The 21981-nt window shown below is 71.6% G+C and carries 21 protein-coding genes and 1 pseudogene; 11 read left to right on the forward strand and 11 right to left on the reverse strand.

Annotation, left to right across the window (positions count from 1 at the left end):
- The 3 genes from Manayef4_RS11360 to Manayef4_RS11370 form a co-directional block, all read right to left on the reverse strand.
- Positions 1–799: cbb3-type cytochrome c oxidase subunit I (locus Manayef4_RS11360; protein WP_175443367.1), on the reverse strand; the 799-nt coding region annotated here is incomplete at its 3' end.
- Between the two features lie 269 nt (positions 800–1068).
- A complete protein-coding gene (locus tag Manayef4_RS11365) occupies positions 1069–2703 on the reverse strand; it encodes an alkaline phosphatase D family protein (RefSeq protein ID WP_254665599.1) in 1635 nt (544 codons plus the stop codon).
- 292 nt (positions 2704–2995) lie between these two features.
- Positions 2996–3574, reverse strand: a complete 579-nt coding sequence (locus tag Manayef4_RS11370; RefSeq protein WP_070131563.1) for a suppressor of fused domain protein — start codon at positions 3572–3574, stop codon at positions 2996–2998.
- A gap of 122 nt (positions 3575–3696) precedes the next feature.
- Here Manayef4_RS11370 and Manayef4_RS11375 point away from each other — a divergent pair, with 122 nt between their 5' ends.
- The 3 genes from Manayef4_RS11375 to Manayef4_RS11385 all read left to right on the forward strand — a co-directional run bounded on the left by Manayef4_RS11375 (position 3697) and on the right by Manayef4_RS11385 (position 7339).
- Positions 3697–5169, forward strand: coding sequence for a TerD family protein (locus tag Manayef4_RS11375; RefSeq protein ID WP_070131591.1), 1473 nt, complete (start codon positions 3697–3699; stop codon positions 5167–5169).
- 245 nt (positions 5170–5414) lie between these two features.
- Positions 5415–6758 carry a CBS domain-containing protein gene (locus Manayef4_RS11380; RefSeq protein WP_070131564.1) on the forward strand — a complete coding sequence of 448 codons (1344 nt, stop codon included), beginning with the start codon at positions 5415–5417 and terminating at the stop codon, positions 6756–6758.
- Positions 6755–7339, forward strand: coding sequence for a DUF1003 domain-containing protein (locus Manayef4_RS11385; RefSeq protein WP_070131565.1), 585 nt, complete (start codon positions 6755–6757; stop codon positions 7337–7339). Before Manayef4_RS11380 ends, Manayef4_RS11385 begins: the two co-directional genes overlap by 4 nt.
- Before the next feature lie 68 nt (positions 7340–7407).
- Here Manayef4_RS11385 and Manayef4_RS11390 read toward each other — a convergent pair whose 3' ends face one another.
- Positions 7408–7689 carry a chorismate mutase gene (locus Manayef4_RS11390; protein WP_011438189.1) on the reverse strand — a complete coding sequence of 94 codons (282 nt, stop codon included), beginning with the start codon at positions 7687–7689 and terminating at the stop codon, positions 7408–7410.
- A gap of 402 nt (positions 7690–8091) precedes the next feature.
- Between Manayef4_RS11390 and Manayef4_RS11395 the strand changes: the two genes are divergently transcribed.
- On the forward strand, positions 8092–8937 hold the full coding sequence (locus Manayef4_RS11395; RefSeq protein ID WP_023841351.1) for a PD-(D/E)XK nuclease family protein: 846 nt from the start codon (positions 8092–8094) through the stop codon (positions 8935–8937).
- Between the two features lie 141 nt (positions 8938–9078).
- Positions 9079–10296, forward strand: coding sequence for an aminotransferase class I/II-fold pyridoxal phosphate-dependent enzyme (locus Manayef4_RS11400; RefSeq protein WP_011438187.1), 1218 nt, complete (start codon positions 9079–9081; stop codon positions 10294–10296).
- On the opposite strand, the gene Manayef4_RS11405 is transcribed toward Manayef4_RS11400, so the two are convergent.
- Positions 10283–10915, reverse strand: a complete 633-nt coding sequence (locus Manayef4_RS11405) for a hypothetical protein (RefSeq protein WP_011438186.1) — start codon at positions 10913–10915, stop codon at positions 10283–10285. The genes Manayef4_RS11400 and Manayef4_RS11405 overlap by 14 nt on opposite strands.
- Positions 10916–10968: 53 nt before the next feature.
- Between Manayef4_RS11405 and Manayef4_RS11410 the strand changes: the two genes are divergently transcribed.
- Positions 10969–11343: an antibiotic biosynthesis monooxygenase gene (locus Manayef4_RS11410; RefSeq protein WP_011438185.1), complete on the forward strand. Its 375-nt coding sequence runs from the start codon at positions 10969–10971 to the stop codon at positions 11341–11343.
- A gap of 175 nt (positions 11344–11518) precedes the next feature.
- Positions 11519–12499 (forward strand): ParA family protein, encoded by a 981-nt coding sequence (locus Manayef4_RS11415; RefSeq protein WP_070131566.1) that lies wholly within the window; start codon positions 11519–11521, stop codon positions 12497–12499.
- 457 nt (positions 12500–12956) lie between these two features.
- Here Manayef4_RS11415 and Manayef4_RS11425 read toward each other — a convergent pair whose 3' ends face one another.
- A complete protein-coding gene (locus Manayef4_RS11425; RefSeq protein WP_254665593.1) occupies positions 12957–14921 on the reverse strand; it encodes a DEAD/DEAH box helicase in 1965 nt (654 codons plus the stop codon).
- Between the two features lie 192 nt (positions 14922–15113).
- On the opposite strand from Manayef4_RS11425, the gene Manayef4_RS11430 reads away from it, so the two are divergent.
- Positions 15114–15800, forward strand: a complete 687-nt coding sequence (locus Manayef4_RS11430) for a ferritin-like fold-containing protein (RefSeq protein ID WP_035729943.1) — start codon at positions 15114–15116, stop codon at positions 15798–15800.
- Between the two features lie 84 nt (positions 15801–15884).
- Here the strand turns inward: Manayef4_RS11430 and Manayef4_RS11435 are convergent, their stop codons facing one another.
- The 3 genes from Manayef4_RS11435 to Manayef4_RS11445 all read right to left on the reverse strand — a co-directional run bounded on the left by Manayef4_RS11435 (position 15885) and on the right by Manayef4_RS11445 (position 17436).
- A complete protein-coding gene (locus Manayef4_RS11435; RefSeq protein WP_011438181.1) occupies positions 15885–16112 on the reverse strand; it encodes a DUF3107 domain-containing protein in 228 nt (75 codons plus the stop codon).
- 224 nt (positions 16113–16336) lie between these two features.
- On the reverse strand, positions 16337–17026 hold the full coding sequence (locus tag Manayef4_RS11440) for a TetR/AcrR family transcriptional regulator (RefSeq protein WP_023841355.1): 690 nt from the start codon (positions 17024–17026) through the stop codon (positions 16337–16339).
- Positions 17027–17232: 206 nt separating this feature from the next.
- The gene (locus Manayef4_RS11445; protein ID WP_023841356.1) at positions 17233–17436 is read right to left on the reverse strand and encodes a hypothetical protein; all 204 of its coding nucleotides are present in this window, start codon (positions 17434–17436) and stop codon (positions 17233–17235) included.
- Positions 17437–17855: 419 nt separating this feature from the next.
- Here Manayef4_RS11445 and Manayef4_RS11450 point away from each other — a divergent pair.
- Positions 17856–18956 (forward strand): annotated as a pseudogene (locus Manayef4_RS11450) (Ku protein); the annotation flags it as partial.
- A 211-nt stretch (positions 18957–19167) separates the two neighbouring features.
- Here Manayef4_RS11450 and Manayef4_RS11455 read toward each other — a convergent pair.
- Entirely contained in the window at positions 19168–19341 is a 174-nt protein-coding gene (locus Manayef4_RS11455; protein ID WP_023841357.1) for a CsbD family protein, read from the reverse strand.
- 221 nt (positions 19342–19562) lie between these two features.
- Here Manayef4_RS11455 and moeZ point away from each other — a divergent pair, with 221 nt between their 5' ends.
- Both moeZ and Manayef4_RS11465 read left to right on the forward strand, forming a co-directional pair.
- A complete protein-coding gene (gene moeZ, locus Manayef4_RS11460; protein ID WP_070131568.1) occupies positions 19563–20735 on the forward strand; it encodes an adenylyltransferase/sulfurtransferase MoeZ in 1173 nt (390 codons plus the stop codon).
- Between the two features lie 44 nt (positions 20736–20779).
- Positions 20780–21166, forward strand: coding sequence for an MGMT family protein (locus Manayef4_RS11465; RefSeq protein ID WP_011438176.1), 387 nt, complete (start codon positions 20780–20782; stop codon positions 21164–21166).
- Positions 21167–21181: 15 nt separating this feature from the next.
- On the opposite strand, the gene Manayef4_RS11470 is transcribed toward Manayef4_RS11465, so the two are convergent.
- The gene (locus Manayef4_RS11470) at positions 21182–21928 is read right to left on the reverse strand and encodes an SDR family oxidoreductase (protein ID WP_035729824.1); all 747 of its coding nucleotides are present in this window, start codon (positions 21926–21928) and stop codon (positions 21182–21184) included.
- Positions 21929–21981 lie beyond the last annotated feature (53 nt).

Below are 21981 nucleotides of genomic sequence, written 5' to 3' on the forward strand. Positions count from 1 at the left end.
ACCAGAACAGGTGCTGCCAGAGCAGCGCGCCGCCGTTGGCGGCGTCGAACACGTGCGCGCCGAAGCGCCGGTCGGCCTCCAGGGCGAGCAGCGCCGCGGCGAGCACGGGGAAGGCRAYCAGCACGAGGATCGAGGTCRCCAGGAAGKTCCAGCAGAAGATCGGCAGCCGGAACATCGTCATGCCCGGGGCCCGCATCGTCAGGATCGTCGTGATCATGTTGACGGCGCCGAGGATGGTACCSASACYGGASACCGYSAGWCCCACGATCCAMAGGTCCGACCCGGCCCCCGGCGAGTACACCTYGYTRTTCAGCGGCGAGTAGGCGAACCAGCCGAAGGACGCGGCGCCGTTCGGGGTCAGGAACCCRARGATCACCGTCAGGCTGCCGAACAGGAAGAACCAGTAGGACAGCGCGTTCAGCCGCGGGAACGCCACGTCCGGCGCGCCGATCTGCAGCGGCACGAGGAAGTTCGCGAACGCGAACGCSAKCGGGGTCGCGAACATGAGYAGCATCAGCGTGCCGTGCATCGTGAAAAACTGGTTGTACTGCTCGTTGGAGAAGTACTGCAGCCCCGGGCGGGCGAGTTCCGCCCGCATCATGATGGCCAGGACACCGGCGAAGAGGAAGAACCCGAACGACGTGACGGCGTACAGGATGGCGATGTCCTTGTGGGACGTCGTCCGCAGATAGCCGAGCAAAGGGGTACGTGGCCTGGTGTGCGCGGCGACGATATCCGCTGGCTGCGTCCCGGTATCCGCCGCTCCGCCCGGTTCTCTCGGTTGGTGTAGAATCGTCACGTTCGGCTCCCGATGTTCGTCGTCCGCGCGGCGCCAGAAGGCGTGTGGAAAGCGGCGGACGGGCCGGGGAAAGGCTAACGTGGCGACCGGTGTCCTGGCCGTAGAACCGTCGAGTTTCTTCGGATTTATTCGCGATGCGCAGGCCAGTGAGGCCACCCGGTGGTCGAATTCCCGCGCCTTTTCCGATGAATCGGGTGGAAATCGGCCGGCAGGGCGCGGGCCGGCAGTGCGGGCCGGCAGGGCCGGAGCGTGCCGCCGCACGCTCGCTCTCAGGCCGGCCGCGCGCCGGGCCGCCCGTTCTCGACCACCCAGGTGGCATCCGTGGACGTGGGCGAGTGGCGATGGGCGATGTCGGCGACGACCCGCATGTCCGCGCGCCATTCGTCCGGGGTGACGCGAACGCGCGTGTAACCTCGCCGGTCACCGCGAAAATACCGGACATGCGGGTTGAGTCGGGCATTGTTCTGCCGGATGAAGTCCTCGCTGACGAGGAAGAAGGCCGAGCTGATCGAGGTGCAGACGAACTCCGTCGCGACGACCGGCGTCTCGGGCCGGTCGAAATCGACCCGGAGGTCGTTTACCCAGGCGCAGTGGATGTCACCGGAGAGCACCACCGGGTTGCGCACGCCGCTGTCGCGGATCTCCGACAGCAGCCGGGTCCGGTAGGGGCCGTACCCGTCGTTCTGATCCAGGTTGGCCAGCCGTGGTCCCTCGCCGAGGGGTAGCTGCCCGTTCAGCTGGGCCATCATCGTCTGCTGGGCGAGGAYGTTCCAGCGGGTCCGCGACGTGGTCAGGCCGTCGCGCAACCAGCGTTCCTGGGCGGCGCCGGCCATCGTGCCGGCCGTGTTGTCCCGGCCCAGGGATGCGAGCCCGATGCCCTGCGGGGAGTCGCCGGGCTGCCGGGTCCGGTACTGCCGGGTGYCCATGACGTTGAACGTCACCAGGTTCCCGAACACGAACCGCCGGTAGATCCGCATGTCGGGCGATCCCGGATTCAGCTCCGCGCGGATCGGCATGTGTTCGTAGTACGCCTGGTAGGCGGCGGCACGCTGGCGGGCGAACACCGCAGGGTCCTGCCGTTGCTCCCCGGCGTCGCCGGCCTCGTCGATCAGTCCGGCGTAGTTGTTCTCGACCTCGTGATCGTCCCAGGTGACGACCCAGGGGGCCACGTGATGAGCGGCCTGCAGGGCAGGATCGGACTTGTACTGGCCGTACCGGTTGCGGTAGTCCGCCAGCGTCTGGAGTTGGTCCAGACCGGGCCGCTGCGGGGTGGTGTGCCGCCGGTCCGGGTAGTTGCTTTTCGGGTCGTACTCGTAGATGTAGTCGCCGACGTGGACGACGAGGTCCGGCGCGTCGGTGGCGATGCCGTCGAGGGCCGGCCAGTACCCGTTCTGGAAGTCCTGGCACGAGGCCAGCGCGAAGGTCAGGGCACCGCCGGTCGATTCCGGTCCCCTCCCAGGTGCCGCGGCCGTCCGGGTCCGGCCGACTGGACTGAGCACGGTGCCGGCACGGAACCGGTAGAAGTAGTCACGCTCCGGCGCGAGTCCGCGGACGTCGACGTGGACGGAATGCGCGAACGCCGTCTGCGCGGTCTGCGTGCCGGCGCGCACCACATCGCGGAAACCCTCGTCCGTCGCGATCTGCCAGTCGACCTCAATGTCCCGCGTGGGCATGCCGCCGCCCTCGGTCGGCCTCGGCGCGAGCCGGGTCCAGAGGATGACGCCGTCCGGCAACGGGTCGCCGCTGGCGACCCCGAGCCCGAAGACCCCGTCGGTGACGCCCGCGATCGGGGTGGGTGCCCGCAGGGTCGGCGCGGGGGCCGGGATCGAACCGCCGGAGCCGCCGCAGGCCGCCAGGCTCGCCCCGCCCAGCGCGGCGCCCGCCAGCCCGAGGCCGCCGAGCAGGACGGCACGGCGACGTGGATCGGCCCCCGGGTTCGTCCCGTGGCCGGACCGGGCGGCGGCGCGAGGACCGGTGCCCGGATCGGCGCGTGCCGACGGATCGGTGCCGGCCGGTCGACCAGTCTGACCGGTGGCGGCTGACGGCGAGCCGGTGGCGGCTGACGGCGAGGGCGCCCGCGGGAATCGGCGGGAACGCGGAGAGCCGGCCGCGGCGTCACGGGTCACAACTGGATGAGAGTAGTGGAAACGGATGAACTCGCGGCCCGTTCACAGCGGATCACCCCCACGCCGGGGGTCAGCCGAGATGGACCTCCCGGCGGCCGGGGTCGCGCAGATCCGTCCCGGCCGCCAGCCACCGCTGGTGCAGCGCGTCCGGGCCRTGCACCCGCTTGTAGGCGGACTCGTTGGGGGTCATCGGAAGCAGGGGGAGAAAGCGGACAGKTGCGAGCCCGGTGGCGAGATCGGGGATGAGCCCGCCGGGCTCGCCGACGAGCACCGCGGTGAACGGTGCGCCGTSCCAGAGCGGTTCCCCGAGATCCAGGCCGGACCCGGGAGCCACCGGACGGCCCTCGACCGTCGGGACGGCGGCCAGCACGGCCAACCGCCGCAGCACGCTGTCGCGCCGCCCGCGCAGGGACAGCACGAGTTCGGCCCGCGGGCCGGCGGGGTCGCGCACGGTCGTCGTCGCCGCCGTCATCGGCTCCCGGGACATACCCAGGGTGAGATAGCGGATGACGCCCGCCTGGTCCGGGCCGAACCGCAGCACCTCGATCTGGTCGGTGCCGAGGAACGTGACCGCGGCCCGACCGGTGTCCGGTCCGAAGAGCGCCGCCGCATGCTCCTCGACCGATCGCAGGATCGCGCTGTCGCTCACCAGGCCGATGCCCCGCCACGTTGTTCCATACCTGCGATCGTATGGTCGGCAGTGATCCCGGGAACCGTCGTGGCCGGTGCGGGAGTTATCGTGGTGCGACGTTGGAGGGGTTCRTGGCACAGATGCTGACCAAGGGCGGCAACGCCGCGTTGCCCACTACCGACGTCCGGGTCGAGATCGCCTCGTCGAGTCCGCTGGACATCGCGGCGATCCTGGTGACCATCCACGGCAAGGTGCGCACCGACGACGACTTCGTCTTTTTCAACCAGCCGACGGGTCCCGGGGTGCGTCTCGTACCGCCGTCCGCGCTGGAGTGCACGTTGGCCGCGGTCCCGCCGGAGATGGACAAGGTGGTCGTCACCGGGAGTCTCGACGGCAGCGGGCCGGCCACCTTCGCCGCCCTGCGCGGCCTGAGCATCGTGGTGCGGGACGCGCGTGGCGGCGCCGAGCTCGTCCGCTTCGATCCGTCCGGGCTGAGCAGCGAGACGGCGCTGATTCTCGTCGAGCTCTACCGGCGCGCCGGGACCTGGAAGGTGCGGGCGGTCGGCCAAGGCTACGCCTCGGGGCTGGCCGGCATCGCGACTGACTTCGGCATCACCGTCGACGACCCCGGCACCTCCGAGGCCGCGACGCAGGTCGTGCAGCCACCCGTGGCCCCGCCCCACCCGCAGGCAGCCCCGGCATCGTACGGCACGCCCCCGGGCGGTCGGCAGTGGGGTCCGCCGCCTCCCGCGCCGACCCCGGCGGGGGGCCCGCGGTGGGGGTCGCAGCCGGGCGGTCAGCAGTGGGGTCCGCCGCCTCCCGCGCCGGGAGCGCCCGGTCAGCCGCAGTGGGGGACACCGCAGCCCCCGCCCGGTCAGCAGTGGGGTCCGCCGCCGCCCCCGCCCGCTCAGCCGCAGTGGGGTCCGCCGCCCGCGCCGACCCCGGCGGGGGGCCCGCAGTGGGGGTCGCAGCCGGGTGGTCAGCAGTGGGGTCCGCCGCCTCCCGCGCCGGGAGCGCCCGGTCAGCAGGGTGGCCGGGTGAACCTGGACAAGGGGCGGGTATCGCTCGCCAAGGGGCAGAGCGTCTCGCTGGTGAAGACCGGCGCGCCGCCGCTCACCCGGGTCCGGATGGGCCTTGGGTGGGATCCGGCCCAGCACGGGAAGTCGATCGACCTCGACGCGTCCTGCATCCTGTTCGACGAGCGCGGCAAGGACGTCGACAAGGTCTGGTTCATGTCCAAGAAAGGCGCCCGGGGAGCCGTGCGCCACTCCGGGGACAACCTGACCGGCCATGGCGAAGGGGACGACGAGACAATCTTGGTCGATCTCGGTGCCCTGCCGGGGAACGTCGTCACCCTGATCTTCACGGTGAACAGTTTCCAGGGACAGACCTTCGTCGAGGTGCGTAACGCCTACTGCCGGTTGTATGACGATCTCAYCGGGCAGGAGCTTGTCCGGTTCGACCTGTCCGACTCCAAGCCGTCCACCGGACTGGTGATGTGCCGGGTRCAGCGCGATCGCGGGGCTCCCACCTGGTCGATGACGGCGATCGGGGAGTTCCATGACGGCAAGACCGTCCGCGCCATGGTCAATCCGTCGAGGCAGTACCTGTAGGCAGTGCCGGTAGGCAGTGCCGGTAGGCAGTACCTGTAGGCAGGATCTGTAGGCAGTACCTGTAGGCCGATCCCCGGCCCCGGAACGCCGGGCGGTTTGCCGGCGGCCCGCGCGACGGTGTTGATCCGGCCGACCTCTCCGGGTTGTGGGATGTCCCGGGCCGGGTAACCTCCGGCCGTGAACAGGTCTGCAGCGCCGTCGTGGGCCGGTGTGTTGCACTTCGCAGGCATCGCCCGGTGATGGGCATGGTCTCCCGCCCGGCCCCGTCCCGCGTCTACTGCCGCCGGCTGGCGGGCCTGCTCGTCCTGGACCCGAACGGCGACYAGGTCGGCAGGGTGCGCGATGTGATCGCGACGCTGCGACTCGGGCATGAGCCGCCCCGCGTCCTGGGCCTGGCCGTCGAGGTCCAACGCCGACCGATCTTCGTGCCGATGAGCCGGGTCACCGGGGTGGAGTCGGGCGCGGTGGTGCTGTCCTCGGCCCGGCTGAGCTGGYGGCGTTTCCAACAGCGCCCGAACGAGACCCGGGTGCTCGGCGAGCTGCTCGACCGGCGGGTGACGCTCATCTCGTCCGGTGTCGAGGTGACCGTCGTCGACGCCGCGATCGAACTGGTCCGCGGCGGCGACTGGGTGCTCGACCAGGTGGCGGTGCGGGTCGGCCGGGGCCGGCGCGGCGAGGTGAAGACGGTTGCCTGGGACGAGGTCACCGGCTTCTCGCTGCCCGAGGAGGGGCAGGGGGCCGCGAACCTGCTCGCTGCGTTCGAGAAGCTGCGGCCCGCCGACCTCGCGTCGCTGCTGCATGACCTGTCCGAGAAACGGCGCGCGGAGGTCGCCGCCGCCCTTGACGACGAGCGGCTTGCCGACGTCCTCGAGGAGCTGCCGGAGGACGAGCAGGTCGAGCTGCTCGGGGGACTCGCCGACGAGCGGGCCGCCGACGTGCTGGAGGCGATGGGCCCCGACGACGCGGCGGACCTGCTGGGCGAGCTGCCCGCCGACGACGCGGAGCGTCTCCTGCGGCTGATGGAGCCCGACGAGGCCGCCGGCGTGCGCCGTCTGCTGCTCTACGCCGACGACACGGCCGGCGGCATGATGACCAGCGAGCCGGTCGTGCTCGCCCCGAACGCGACGGTCGCCGAGGCGCTGGCCCGCATCCGCGAACCCGAGCTTTCCCCGGCGCTCGCCGCGCAGGTCTACGTGGTGCGTCCGCCCTACGAGACGCCCACCGGCCGCTACCTCGGTCTCGCCCACTTCCAGCGGCTGCTGCGTGAGCCGCCGGCGACCCTGGTCGGTGGCGTGATCGACGTCGACATCGCCTCGCTGCGGCCGGAGACCCCGCTGGCCGAGGTCACCCGTCATCTGGCGTCCTACAACCTGGTGGCGGCACCGGTTCTCGACCGCGCCGGCCGGCTCGTCGGCGTCGTCACCGTCGACGACGTGCTCGACCACCTGCTTCCCGCGAACTGGCGGGAGCGACAGCTCGACGCGGACGTGGATGCGCGGGCGACCCCCGGGGCACTGACTCCGCCCGCCGCGGGCGACGTGGAACCAGGCTCCCGCGGTGAGGCGGGCAGCTCCCCGGCCGCCTCATGAGACGTCTGGGAGGTCTGGGAGGTCTGGGACACCGCCGGCCGCGAGGCGCCCGCCTCGATCAGCCGCGGCTGTCCCGGCGGTCCGCCCTGCGCTCCGCCTACGAGCCGGACGCCTTCGGGCGGATCGCGGAGCGGGTGGCGCGTTTCATCGGCACGGCCCGGTACCTCGTTGCGCAGAGCGTCGTGATTGTGCTGTGGGTCGCTTACAACATCATCGCCCCGCAGTCCGTCCGGTTCGACAATTTCCCGTTCATCTTTCTGACGTTGGTCCTGTCGCTGCAGGCCGCGTACGCGGCACCGCTCATCCTGTTGGCGCAGAACCGCCAGGATGACCGGGACCGCGCGAACCTCGCCCAGGACCGCGAGCAGACCATCCGTAACCGCGAGGACACCGAATACCTCGCCCGCGAACTGGCCGCGATGCGCATCACGATCGGCGAGCTCGCCACCCGGGACTTTCTGCGTTCGGAGCTGCGGGGGTTGCTCGCGGAGCTGGAGGGGCCGGACGGTGACCGGGCGAAGGACCGCGACCGGGAACGCCGACGGCGGCGGGGGGGYGAGCGTTCGTTACGTCCGCCGTGATGATCGGGCCGGTGCGGCGGGCTGGTGCGAACGGCGGCCGCGCGCCGCACCGGCGGATACCCGGGTGCCTACCGCACGGTACCGCGGCAGAGCGTCAGCACCGCCATCGCGATCTCGACCCCACGAGGCCCCAGCTTGTCCGCCCAGATCGCGATGATCTCGTTCTCCCGGGCGTGCTGGATGCGAGGCCCGCCCTCGGCCGAGCGCAGCGCTTGGATCTGCTGGGACAGATCCCGCCGGGTCGCGACGAGATCACGCAGCTGAGCATCGATGTCATCGATGAGCTGTCGTCCCTCGTCGATCGAGGCGATGGCCGGCGCGGTGCTGGGGGCGTCGACGACGTTCTCCACAAGTGGGCCTTTCGGTCGGAGGCCCGGCGCACCCCAGGCCGAGACAACCCGGAGGCGGACCGGGCCTGGGTCTGGCGCTTGTGCCGCGTGAGATCAGCGGCGGAGCGGGGACCGTGCCCGGTCCCCATAAAACAGCCGTAGCGACGTGCCGTGACATGCGAGTCGGCGRCACGTGAGTCGACTGCACTGCATGGCAAGAGCATGCCAGCCGCGCGCCGATTCGTCCAGGAGCCTGATCTCTTGGGTACCCTCCACCCTGGCTCTTGGGTAACCCCCACCCCGACTAATCCCTCGCCTTGATTAACCCCTCGCCTTGACTCGGGCGGCGCCGCCCGAGCGGGCGTCCGGTAACCGAGGCGAGGCCGGTAGAGACTGAGGCCGGTAGAGACTATAGAGTGAGTGATGGCGCAACTGGAGCTCACCGGCCTGCCCCGCCGGCTTTTTTCCTGCACGCCGTCGCGGCTGGCGGCCTTCGAGGACTGCCCCCGCCGGTACCGGATGACGTATCTGGACCGGCCGCGGCCGCCCAAGGGGCCGCCCTGGGCGCACACCTCCTTCGGCGTCAGCGTGCACAACGCGCTGCGACGCTGGTGGGAGGGGCCGATCGAGCAACGGGTCCCACAGCGGGCCGCGGCGCTGTTGCGGTTGCTGTGGGTCGACGAGGGTTTCCGGGACGGTGAGCAGTCGTACCGGTGGCGCGAGCGCGGCGCGCGGATGGCGCATGACTATGTCGCGCACCTCGATCCGGCGGCCGAGCCGCGCGGGGTCGAGCGTTCGGTCGCGGCCCGTACCGAGGCGCTGGCCTTCTCCGGACGGGTGGACCGTCTCGACGACCGGGACGGGGAGCTGGTCGTCGTCGACTACAAGACCGGACGCCGGCCGGTCACCGACGACGATGCGCGATCGTCCCCGGCGCTCGCGCTCTACGCCCTGGCCGCCGGGCGGATGCTGCGCCAACCATGCCGGCGGGTCGAGCTGCACCACGTGCCCAGTGGGCGGGTCGCGGCCGCCGAGCACACCGAGGCGAGCATCGCCCGGCACGTGCGGCGGGCGGAGTCGGTCGCGGCGGACGCCGTGCGCGCGACGGAGGCCCTGCGGGCGGGTGAGGATCCGCAACGGGCGTTTCCGCCGAGCCCCGGCCCCCTGTGCTCGTGGTGCGATTTCCGCAGCCACTGCCCCGAGGGGCAGGCGGCCGGCCCCGAACGCCAGCCCTGGGACGCCCTCGGCGACGAGGGCGACGAGGACTGAGGCATCGGCGTACCAGGGCGCCGGCGACCGGCGGGTCGGCCCGGACACCGGGTCGGCCCGGACACCGGGTCGGCCCGGACACCGGGGCGCCGGACACCGGGGCGCCGGACACCGGGCCGGGAGAGGCGTCATCATGAGACGGTGCCCGACCAGACCGCCACGCCCGCCCGGCCGCGGGTCTCCGCGAAGGCCGCGACCTTCACCGAATCGGTGATCCGGGAGATGACCCGGCTCGCTCTCGCGCACGACGCCGTGAACCTCGCGCAGGGCTTCCCCGACTTCGCCTGCCCGCCGCAGCTCAAGGAGGCGGCCAAGGCCGCCATCGACGCGGACGTGAACCAGTACGCCATCACGTGGGGAGCCGCGGAGTTCCGCGCCGCCGTTGCCGCGAAGGTGGCCGGAACCTACCCGGGCTGGTCGGTCGACCCCGACACCGAGATCTGTGTGACCTGCGGCTCCACCGAGGCGATGATCGCGGCGATGCTTGCGCTGGTCGACCCCGGCGACGAAGTGATCATGTTCGAGCCGTTCTACGAGAACTACGGCCCGGACGCGATCCTCTCCGGCGCCCGGCCGAAGCTCGTCCGCCTGCATGCCCCGGACTGGACGATCGACGAGGCGGAGCTGCGTGCGGCGTTCTCCGACCGCACCCGCGCCATCGTGCTGAACACCCCGCACAACCCGACCGGCAAGGTGCTGCGCCGCGCCGAATTGGACCTCGTCGCCGAGCTCTGCCAGCGCCACGACGCGCTCGTGTTCACCGACGAGATCTACGAGCACATCCATTACCTGGGCCCGGGCGGCCACATCCCGCCGGCCACCGTTCCCGGGTTGGAGGACCGCACCGTCACCATCAATGCGCTGTCCAAGACCTACGCGGTGACCGGCTGGCGGGTCGGCTGGACGATCGCGCCCGCCGCCTACACCTCGGCGATCCGCAAGGTGCACGACTTCCTCACCGTCGGGGCGGCGGCACCGTTGCAGGCCGGCGGGGTGGCGGCGATGAACCTGCCGCAGACGTACTACGTCGATCTCGCCCGGCAGTACCGGGAACGGCGGGACCTGCTCTGCGCGGCCCTCGCCCGGACCGGCTTCACCTTCCGGGAACCGGACGGGGCGTACTACGTGATGTGCGACACCCGCGCGCTCGACCCGGCCGGTGACGACGTGGCCTTCGCTCGCCGGCTGGCCACCGGGATCGGGGTCGCCACCGTTCCCGGCTCGTCGTTCTTCGCGGACCCGGCGGACGGCCGCCACATCATCCGGTTCGGCTTCCCCAAGAAGCTCACGACCCTGGAGGCCGCGGCGCGGCGGCTTGCCCGTCTCACCCCGGCGGCTACCCCGGCTACCCCGGGTTGAGGCCTGTCCCAGGCGGCTGGGGCATCGGGTAGCCGGCTTCGGCCGCCCGGGTATGCCCCGCGTGCAGCTCCCGGTCCAGCGCTGTCAGCTGACCGTGTGTCCCGCCGCGCAGCGATCGGCCGGCCAGTCGCGGGCGAGCGGCCATCTCATCGGGCGACGGCGGCGCGTACCGCCCGCGCAGGTATTCCCCGATCCACCGGGCCTGGGCGGCCGCGAGCCGCGCGGGACCCGCGACATGGAACAGCCAGGGAACCTCGAGATCGAAGACCTCGCCGAAACGGGCCGAGCCCGTCCCGGCCGGACCTAGCCGCGCCGCCGGGCCGGTGAGCACCACGGCCTCGAAAACGCCGAGCGGGTGGGCTTCGCCATCCGGCTGGGGAGCGCCATGCACCTCAAAAGGCGGACCGAGCGCGGCGGCTCCGACCAGGCGCAACGTAGCGGGAGTCACGGCGACGACACGATCAGTCAGATCGTGCGTGGCGAGTTCGGCGAGGGACGGCGGCGGCGCGGGGCCCTCGGAGAACGCGGTGACGGTCAGCCCACCGTCGGCGAGTGTGATTGTCGCGGCGGCTCCGGCGGCATCGAGACCGAGGACGGCGACACGGGGAAGACCTGGCACGTCGGGGGACTCTAGCGGTGCGGTGATGGATCCCGCGCACTACGGTTGAAGACATGAGCGTTGTCAAGATCAACGTGTTGACCGTGCCCGCAGAGCTGCGAGACACCCTGGAGAAGCGGTTCGCCGGCCGCGCCGGGATGGTGGAGCAGGCCGACGGGTTTGAATGGTTCGAGCTGCTGCGCCCGATCGAGGGCACGGACACCTACCTCGTCTACACCCGTTGGCGTAGCGAGGAGGACTTCCAGAAGTGGCAGTCCTCGCAGGCGTTCGGTGAGGGCCACCGGCAGGCCGCGGAGCAGACCGCGGCCGGTCAGGGCGCTCCGGCGGGCCACGGGGCCCCGGCGGGGGGGCAGGGTGCCCCCGCGGCCACCGCGGCCACGCTGTGGTCGTTCGAGGTGGTGCAGACCGCCGCCCCCGCCTCGAACTGACCCGCGCCCGGCGGCGCACACCGGATGAGACGAGTGGTACCCCGGGATCCACCGGGGTTGCGGATGGCTGGTCGGTGTCCGACTTAGGGTGATTGCGGAGTGGCCTCGGGGGCGCGTCGAGATTTTCGCTCGTCAAGTGTTGTGACGGATCGGTCACGCCCCCACACTGATCGGTGTGGCCCGAGTACTCGCTGTTGCGAATCAGAAGGGCGGCGTTGCCAAGACGACCTCCGTGTCGAGTCTCGGTGCCGCGCTGTGCGAGCTGGACCGTCGGGTCCTGCTGGTCGATCTCGACCCACAGGCATGTCTGACCTTTTCGCTCGGGCTGGATCCGGATGCCCTCKAACTGTCGGTGCACGACGTCCTGTTGGGACGGTTGTCCGCCGGCATCATCATCACCAGGACACCGGACGGCACCGATCTGCTGCCCGCGACCATCGAGCTGGCGGGTTGCGAGGCGGTACTGCTGTCACGCACCGGGCGGGAGCACGCGCTGCGGCTCGCCCTCGCCGAGATMGTCGACGAGTACGACTTCATCCTCATCGACTGCCCGCCCTCCCTGGGCGTGCTCACCATCAACGGGTTGACGGCGGCGGACGAGGTCATCGTGCCGCTGCAGTGCGAGACGTTGTCCCACCGCGGCGTCGGCCAGCTGTTGGACACGGTGCACGACGTGCAGCGGCTGACCAATCCCGGCCTGCGGGTCCGCGGCRTGCTGCCGACCTTGTTCGACGGTCGCACGGCGCACTGCCGGGCGGTGCTCGCCGACGTCTCCGCCCGGTACGACATCGCGGTGCTGGCGCCGCCGGTAGCCCGCTCGGTGCGCTTCGCCGAGGCGCCGGGAACGGGGCGGTCCATCCTGACGACCGCACGGCGCTCCAAGGGGGCCGAGGCCTACCGGTCGCATGCCCGTGCCATCGCCGGGGTTGCGGGGGTGGGCACGGCTGCCGGCATCGCTGGCATCGCTGGCATCGCTGACCCTGCCGGAACCGCGGTTGGACAGGCCGCCGAAACCGTTGACGGCCCGGGGGCCACCTCGCCCGGTCGGCGGCAACGCCCTCGGGAGGGGGACGGCCAACCCGCGGGCATGCGGGACCATTCCCGCCCTCCGGTGCAGGTCGGCGAACCGACCTGCACCGGAGAGGTGCGGGTGTGAGCCGACGGTGAACGAGCTCGGGCGGACACCCGGCCGGGTGCCGGGCGGGAGGCAGGCGCAGGACCGGGCGACGGCCGGGTTCGACCGGCTGCGTCCGCGTGGCGCCCGGTCTCCCCTGGTCACTCCGGTTCGCGCGAGATCAACGGTGGGTCGCGACGCGCATGGAAAGCGTGCGTTGTACAGCGGCGTCCGCCCCGTGACACCGCCGAACACCAGCCTGACCGTCAACTGCTCCCGATGCGGGCAGACCAGCTCCCTCGGCRCCTGGCACGCGCTGCGCGTCCTGACGCCGAGCGTCCATCTACCGCTGGTCCGGCTCCGGCATCCCTCCTTGGTGCGCTGTCCCTCGTGCCGGCGGCTGAGCTGGGTCCGGCTGGGCCTGCATTTTCGGCCCGCGGGCTGACGACCCCCGCGGACCGGCGACCCCCGCGGGTATGCGGGGCCGGGGGCCGGGGTGTCAGGCCGACTCGGCTCGGGGTGGCGCGTCGGCGTCGGCCTCGGTGCCGTCGCCGGCCTCCCGCATCGTGCCCGTGCCGCGGCCACGGTTGCCGCGCCGCCGGCGCCGGCGGCGCGGCGACTCCTCGGCCTCGACGCCCGTCTCCGAGGCCAGGGCGGAGACGACGCGGGCGGTGTCGGTGTCCGTGTCGGTGAGCGGGGCGGTCCCGGTGAAGGTGAACTCGACCAGCCCGGTCTGCCCGGCACCGTCCACCACGGGTGCGCCGGCCTTCCGGCCGTCCTCGTCGACCGGGTCCGCCGGGTCCGCCGGGTCCGCCGGGTCCGCGGCGATGGCCAGCCCCGCACCCGCGGCCGCCGCACCACCGCCGCGGGTGCGCCGACGGGCGCGAGTCCGGGTCGGCACCGCCGCCGGCTCGGAACGGTCCTGGTCACGCCCGGTCCGCGAGCCGCGGCGCCCGCCGCGACCGGACTGCCCGAGATCCTCGATGTCCTCGGCCGCGAGCCCGGCGCGGGTCCGCGCCGCGTGCGGCAGGGTGCCCTTCGCGCCCGCCGGGATGCCGAGCGCCTCGTACAGGTGGGGGGAGGTGGAATAGGTTTCCACCGGGCCATCGAACGGCAGGGCGAGCGCCTTGTTGACGAGCGTCCACCGCGGCAGGTCGTCCCAGTCGACGAAGGTGATGGCCACCCCGCTCTCGCCCGCCCGACCGGTGCGGCCGATGCGGTGCAGATAGACGTTCTCGTCTTCGGGGCACTGGTAGTTGACCACGTGGGTGACACCGTTGATGTCGATGCCCCGGGCGGCCACGTCGGTGGCGACCAGGACGTCGACCTTGCCGGAGCGGAAGGCGCGCAGCGCCTGCTCGCGCTGGCCCTGGCCCAGGTCGCCGTGCACCGCCGCGGCCGCGAAGCCGCGCTTGGCGAGGTCCTCGGCGACCTTGTCCGCGGTGCGCCTGGTCCGCACGAACACCATGGCGAGCCCCCGGCCGCCGGCCTGCAGGACCCGGGCCAGCACCTCCATCTTGTCCAGCGCGTGGGCGCGGAAGACGTGCTGACGGGTGGTCGGGACCGTGCGCCCCTCATCCGGCTGTTCCGCGCGGACGTGCACGGGCCGTTTCATGAACCGCCGGGCCAGGGAGATGACCGGGCCGGGCATGGTCGCGGAGAACAGCATCGTCTGCCGCTCGGTCGGCAGCTGCGACATGATGCGCTCGACGTCCGGCAGGAAGCCGAGGTCGAGCATCTCGTCGGCCTCGTCGAGCACCAGGGTGCCGACGCCGGCCAGGTCGAGCACGTGCTGGCGGGCGAGATCCAGCAGGCGGCCGGGCGTGCCGACGACGATGTCGACCCCGGCGCGCAGCGCGGACAGCTGCGGCTCGTAGGCACGCCCGCCGTAGACGGACAGCACCCGCAGGCCACGGCGGGCGCCGGCGCGGGTGACGTCCGCGGTCACCTGGACGCACAGCTCACGGGTGGGCACCACGACGAGGGCCTGCGGACGGCCGTCGGCACCCTCCTTGGCCGCCAGCACCGTCTGCACCACCGGGACGCCGAACGCGAGGGTCTTGCCGGTGCCGGTGCGGGCCTGCCCGATGATGTCGTTGCGGGCCAGGGCGAGTGGAAGCGTCAACTCCTGGATGGGGAAAGCGTGCACGATGCCCGCTTCGGTCAGCGCCGAGACGGTCTCGGCGCGCACGCCGAGCTCCGCGAAGGTCGGTGCCGCCGGGGACCCGGGGGTGGAGGGGGTGGTTTGTGGCTCGTAGGGAGTCAGATCATCTGTGGGTACTTCAGCTGTGACGGACAGCGGGACGCTCCTGGTCTTCTCTGAGCGGTGTCTACGCTGAACCCGCTCGCGGTGAGCCGCGCGGCGCCCGCGACCCGAAAATCCATGTGCCCCGGTGCCCTCGATGGCAACTCTGGGTGCACAGGTGACGAGGCGACGCCTGCTACACGGCGGCCGAGGTGACATAACGACCCCTGGCTGCCCCCAGCATAGCCGGTGTAACCCCGGGTGGGGGCTCCTTGGCAGGAGTGTTTGCCGACAGCGACTGCGGCGGGTGTCAGAATCGCGCCTGTGGCACAGACGACACGGACCCCGACCGGCCCGGCGACACCCATCGCCATCACCGCCCCCGGTCAGGTAGGTGACTCTGACAATCGGGTGCCCCCGTCCCCGGATGCCGGACCCGCACCGACCGTGGACCAGGCGACCGTGGACCAGGCGACCGTGGATCTGCTGGGCCTGCTCGCCTACGGCGAGCTGACCGCCTTCGAGCGCATGGCCACCGACGCGCGGATGTCACCGACCGTTGCCGACAAGATCGCCCTGGCGAAGATGGCCGCCGCCGAGTTCGCCCATTTCCAGGCCATCAGCGACGAGCTGGACCGGCTCGGCGTCGACCGGGAGCTCGCGATGGCCCCGTTCATCGCGCCACTGACCGCCTTCCACAACTCGACCGCCCCGGCCGACTGGCTGGAGAGCCTCGTGAAGGCCTACGTGGGGGACAACATCGCGGCGGACTTCTATCGCGAGATCGCGGCGCGGCTTCCGTCACCGTCACGCGAACTGGTTCTGAAGGTGCTCGACGACACCGGGCACGCAGCCTTCGCGGTCGAGCGGGTGCGCGCGGCGATCAGCGCCAACCCGACGGTGGCCGGGCGGCTGGCGCTGTGGGCCCGTCGGCTCGTCGGTGAGGCGCTCACGCAGGCCCAGCGGGTCGGGGTCGATCGCGACGCGCTCACCGGGCTGTTGGTCGGGGTTGGCGACCTGGAGGCGCTGGCGGCGATCTTCAACCGCATCATGGCGGCGCATGGCCGGCGGATGGCGGCACTGGGCCTGTCCGCCTGATCCGGGCCCGCCGACCGGCGCGGCGACGCCGGTCGGCTCCCCGGCGGGCCGGCCGGCGGACCGCTGCCGGTGGTCGGCCGGGACCTAGACGGCGCCGAAGCCCACCCGTCGAGTCGTGGTCGCGGCGATCTCCACATAGGCCAGCGACGCGATCGGCATTATCACCTGCCGGCCCTTGTCGTCGACGAGGGTCAGCACCCCGTTGTCGGCCTTGACCGCCTCATTCACCAGCGCGGCGACAGCCTCCGGGGACTGGCTGCTCTCCAGCACCAGCTCCCGACTGACCTGCCGGACGCCGATCTTGACCTCCACCCGATGACCTCCGCCTTCGTCGGACCTACCGTCGGCGGACGAGCGCCGCCGATCTTGGATCACCGCCCACACTATGGCTTCCGGGACTTCTCCACCGCGGCAGGGGCGGCGTGTTCGCTCCGGRCACATCCGCTCACCCGGCAAACGCTTGCCCGATGCGCCCGTTACACCCGTTACACCCGTTACACCCGGCGCGCCCGTTACACCCGATGTGCCGGACGACGTCAGCCGGCGGGGGGGACCTCCTCGTGCGGCTCCGTGTTCGTGCGCGCGGCATCCCGGTGCTCCTGGCGGGGGTAGCCGCCGATGCCGCGCCAGGCCAGCTCCACCATCGACTCGATGGCCCGTTCCTTTTCCACGGTGGCACCGCGGACCAGCCACCAGCGCGACGCCGTCTCGGCCAGCCCAACCAGCCCGACCGCGAGCAGGTCGGCCTCGTCCTGGGGCAGCCCGGTGTCGGCGACGATCGTCGCGGCGATGGCCCGCACGCACTGGGCGAAGGCGGTCTCGATGCGCTGGCGGACCGCGGGCTCGTTGCGCAGGTCCGACTCCAGCACGAGCTGGTGTGCCCCAGAGGGGTCGTTGACGAAGTCGAAGTACGCTCGGATGGACCGGGCGATGCGCGCGTGGTTGTCCGAGGTGGAGGCGAGCGCGTCCTGGACGCTCGTCACCAGCTGGGTGGCGTGCTCGTCGAGCAGCGCGAGATAGAGCTCGAGCTTGCCGGGGAAGTGCTGGTACAGCACCGGTTTGCTGACGCCGGCCCGCTCGGCGATCTCGTCCATCGCCGCTGCGTGGTAGCCCTGGGCGACGAAGACCTCGCGGGCGGCTCCCAGAAGCTGGAAGCGGCGCGCGGTGCGGGGGAGCCGGGGAGCCCTGCCCGGTCGTGCGTCGGGCGGGGCTGGCTCGGCGGTCACCGGCGCACCTCCTGGCTGATGGCGCACCTCCTGGTTGATGCGGTCAACAGTACCCGCGGGGTCCGACCGGCCGGCGTTCGTCGAAACGAAACCAGCCGGCCTGCTCGTCGCTCGCGCGGGGTGGCGCTGGGTCGCTGGTGGTCGGGTCGTTGGTGGTCGGGTCGCTGGTGGTCGGGTCGTTGGTAGTCGGGTCGCTGGTGGTCGGGTCAGCGGTAGTCGTCGTCCTCGTCGGTCTCGACCACGATGCTCTGCTCGACGACGTCGTACTCGTCGGCCTCGACGGGTGGCGCCGAAGGTAGCCAGCGCGGCGCCGGGCCGGCCGGACGTATCTCCCGGGCCTGCTCGACGGCGTCGGCGTCGGGCGCCTCGATCGGAAGATCGGATGCCGGAAGGTCGGTGGGTGCTCCCATGGGGACGTCCTCCTGCGCTCATCGTTATGGCGACCCGCTGGGGCGGGCGCCGGAAATGGACGATCCGAACCTGTCCGGGGTCCGGATCGCGATGTGCCCGGAACGGGTGGCCCTCACGCGCCATCGGCCGGGCCGGCCTCGTCACGGACGTGGCGGTGGCGTCCGTCACTCATCCCACCCCCCGCTCCCGCGCCGTTCCCGGCTCCGTGTCCCGCTCGCACCAGGCTTCCCGTCCTGGGTACGTTCCGCCCTCCTGCACATATATCCCCCGCCGGTCGTCGGCGTTCTCCGGTGTGTCTCCAGGGCGGCTGGCGTCCTGGAGATCTTCACCTGTTGATAGGTTCAAGCTTTTCGCCTGTCTKGCTTACTCGTGGGCTTCCGGTGGGACACCATAGGGGTACGTGACGTGAGGGGCGAACATGCGTGCGACCTGGAAGGGCGTGATCTCCTTCGGCCTGGTGTCCATCCCGGTGAGGCTCTACTCGGCGACCCAGGAACGGGATGTCGCGTTTCACCAGGTTAGACGGTCGGATGGGTCCCRTATCCGATACCGGAGAGTGGCGGAGGCCGACGGGGACGAGGTCAACTACGCCGACATTGCCAARGGCTACGAGCTGCCGGATGGGGAGACCGTCGTACTCACCGACGAGGACTTCRCGAATCTCCCGCTGTCCACCTCCCGGGCGATCGACGTGCTGGAGTTCGTCCCGTTGGAGCAGGTCGACCCGATCTACTTCGCGAAGAGCTACTACGTCGAGCCCGACCGCACCGGYGCCAAACCCTACGTTCTCCTTCGCGACGCGCTGGCCGCATCGGGCCGTGTCGCGTTGGTGAAGATAGCCCTGCRGCAACGCGAGCAGCTCGCGACGCTCCGGGTGCGCGGCGGCGTCTTCGTCCTGGAGACCATGGTCTGGCCGGACGAGGTGCGGCAACCGGACTTTCCGTTCCTTGAGGAGGACGTCGCGGTACGCCCGCAGGAGCTGTCGGTGGCTGCCTCGCTCATCCACACCCTGGCAGCCGACTTCGACCCCACCAGGTACACCGACAACTACCGTGAGGCCCTGCAGGCCGTGATCGATGCGAAGGTCGCCGGCCGCGAGGTTGTGGCTTCGCCGGGCGGGCCGGCCAGCGAGGCGGTCGGCGACCTCATGGCGGCGCTGCGCGCGAGCATAGCCGCCGCCCGCGCTGGACGGCCCGGCGAAGCGGCTGTGGCAGGTGGTGCGGCTGTGGCAGGTGGTGCGGCTGTGGCAGATGGTGACGCGGGGCCCGCGGCGGCCGGGGTCACCGACGAGGGGCCCGACGACAAGGCGTCCGACGACAAGGCGTCCGACGACAAGGCGTCCGACGGACGGCGGGGCGGCCGTACCTCCTCGGTCAAGGGTGCCTCGTCGGCCCCGGGTACGCGGTCGACCRCCCGGAAGACGCCGTCCTCGACGAGGAGCACCGCGAAGACGAACGCCGCCACGAAGACGCCGCCCGCGAAGACCTCCGCGGCCAAGGCCTCCGCGRCCAAGACCTCCGCGGCCAAGGCCACCTCCTCGAGGACGGCCCCGAAGACGGCCCCGAGGACGCCGACCTCGAAGACGCCCCCGACGCGGCGATCCGCCWGAGGAGCGGTTCCCCACGACCGACCTGAGGAGCGGTCCCGGCGCGGGAGCCGGGGGCAGGTGGTGGCGGGGGCCGGTGGATACCGGGCGGTCAGTGACGGAAGGCGGTCAACGACAGGGGCGGTCAGTGACGGAAGGCCTCCTTCGCCTTCTCCCCGGCGTTCTTGAGGTCGGCGACGCCGCGTTCTCCCCGGCCCTCCGCCTGCAGGTCCCGGTTCTCGGTGGCCTTGCCGGCCTGTTCCTTGGTCCGCCCGCGGAGCTCCTGCATCTTGTTCCTGACCTTGTCAGTGAAGGACACTGCACTCACTCCTCACTGTATGTGCGGTGGGTAGGAAGAGGTCTACCCGTGGCAGCCGCGGGAACACTCCGGGGGCGCCGTGCGCTGCACCAGAGGGCCGGCCGTCGCGATGTCCGACGTGTACCCGTGATGAGGGACCTCCCGGCGGATGGCCCAAATCCGGCGACGCCGCGTCGCGCTGTGGCATCGTCGAAGGACGACACCGAACGCGAGGAGCAAGCGTGTCCCTTCCGCCCCTGGTCGACCCCGCCGAGGGGCTGACCGTCGACGAGATCCGCCGGTACTCTCGGCATCTGATCATTCCGGATGTCGCCATGGACGGCCAGAAGCGGCTGAAGAACGCCAGGGTGCTGGCGGTCGGTGCCGGTGGCCTCGGCTCGCCGACGCTGATGTACCTGGCCGCCGCCGGCGTCGGGACGCTAGGCATCGTCGAGTTCGACACCGTTGACGAGTCGAACCTGCAGCGTCAGATCATCCACGGCCAGTCCGACGTCGGCCGCTCGAAGGCGGAGTCGGCCCGTGACTCGGTTCGCAACATCAACCCGTACGTGAACGTCGTCCTGCACGAGACCCGGCTGGACGCCTCCAACGTCATGGAGATCTTCAGCGGGTACGACCTCATCGTCGACGGCACGGACAACTTCGCCACCCGTTACCTGGTCAACGACGCCGCGGTGCTGCTCGGCAAGCCCTACGTCTGGGGTTCGATCTACCGCTTCGACGGTCAGGCCAGCGTCTTCTGGGCCGRGCACGGACCGTGCTACCGCTGCCTCTACCCGGAGCCGCCTCCTCCCGGCATGGTCCCCTCCTGCGCCGAGGGCGGGGTGCTGGGTGTGCTGTGCGCCTCCATCGCCTCCATCCAGACCACCGAGGCCATCAAGGTGCTGACCGGGGTCGGTGATCCGCTGGTCGGTCGGCTGATGGTGTATGACGCCCTGGAGATGACCTATCGGTCGATCAAGGTCCGCAAGGACCCGGAGTGCCCGTTGTGCGGGAAGAACCCGACGATCACCGAGCTGATCGACTACGAGGCGTTCTGCGGGGCGGTCTCGGAGGAGGCGCAGTTGGCCGCCGCCGGCTCGACGATCACCGCGGGCGAGCTCAAGAGCTGGCTGGATGCCGGCGAGCCGATCGAGCTCGTCGACGTCCGTGAGCCGGCCGAGTGGGAGATCGTCCGGATCCCCGGCGCGCGCCTGATCCCCAAGGGGGACCTGCCCGCGCATCTCTCCGAACTGCCGCAGCACCGTCGGGTGGTCGTCTACTGCAAGTCCGGGGTGCGCTCGGCCGACGCGCTCGCCACGCTGAAGGGCGCCGGCTTCTCCTCTGCCGTGCACGTCCAGGGTGGCGTGACCGCGTGGGCGATCCAGGTCGACAAGTCGCTGCCGGTCTACTGAGCCCGGATGAGCCACGGAGCCCGGACGACTCCCACGGAGCCTGGATGAGCCCCAGGCCGCGGGCCCGGCGTGATGCGCCGCCGGCGAGCGTCTCCGCCGGGCTCGGTACCCGGATCTCGCTCGGCGGCGCGCCGGGTCCGCACGCCCTTGAGGTGCTGGATGCGGTGGCGCGCATCCCGCCGGGCAGGGTGATGACCTATGGCGACGTGGCCGAGTACGTCGGCGCCGGGTCGGGGCGCACGGTTGGAGCCGTGCTGTCCCGATTCGGCGACGAGGTGCCCTGGCACCGGGTGATCCGGGCGACCGGGGAACCGAACCCGGCCGCACCGGTCGAGGCCCTGCGCCGGCTCGTCGCCGACCGGACGCCGCTGCGCCCCGGAGGCGACCAGGTCGATCTCGCCGCGGCCCGGTGGGACGGTTCTCCGGCCTGACCGCCGCGGGCCCGGTCAGCGGGCGGCCATGCCGCCGTCGGCCAGATAGACGCTGCCCGTGACCAGGGAGGCCCGGTCGGACAGCAGGAAGACGACGACCTCGGCCACCTCGTCGACCGTGCCCAGCCGGTTGATCGGCGAGAACAGCGCGGCTCCGCGCCGCGGCCGGCCGTCGACATGCAGCAGCGGGGTGTCCACGAAGCCCGGCGCCACCGCGTTCACTCGGATGCCGCGGGTGGCGTAGTCCAGGGCGGCCGTCTTGGTCAGCCCGATGACCCCGTGCTTCGCGGCGACGTAGGGCGCCGACCCGGCGAACCCGACCACCCCGAGCACCGAGGCCATGTTGACGATCGAGCCTCCGTCGCCGCGCAGCATCGCCGTGATCTCGGCCCGCATGCTGTAGAAGACGCCGGAGAGGTTGACGTCCAGCACCCGCTGCCAGTCCTGCGCCGGGGTGGTCTCCACCGGCTCGCGCCCCGCGCTCACTCCCGCGTTGTTCACCGCCAGGTCCAGCCGTCCGAAGGTGCCGACGGTGACCTGGACGGCGCGTTCGAGCGAATCGGGATCGGTGACGTCCGCCTCCAGAGCGAGCGCCTCCCCGCCACCGTCCTCGATCGTCGCCACCACCTCCTTGACAGTGTGCGCGTCGAGGTCGGTGGCGACGACCCGGGCGCCCGCCCTCGCCAGTCGGCGGGCGCAGGCGGCACCGATGCCGGATCCCGCTCCGGTCAGGAGCGCGACCTTGTCGCTGCACTCGGTCATGACTAAGGACACTGCCACGTCCTGACGCGCACGCGTGAGAGGCCCCCCGAGTG

It is taken from the genome of Frankia sp. CgMI4 (genome assembly GCF_001756285.1).
Lineage (GTDB): Bacteria > Actinomycetota > Actinomycetes > Frankiales > Frankiaceae > Frankia > Frankia casuarinae.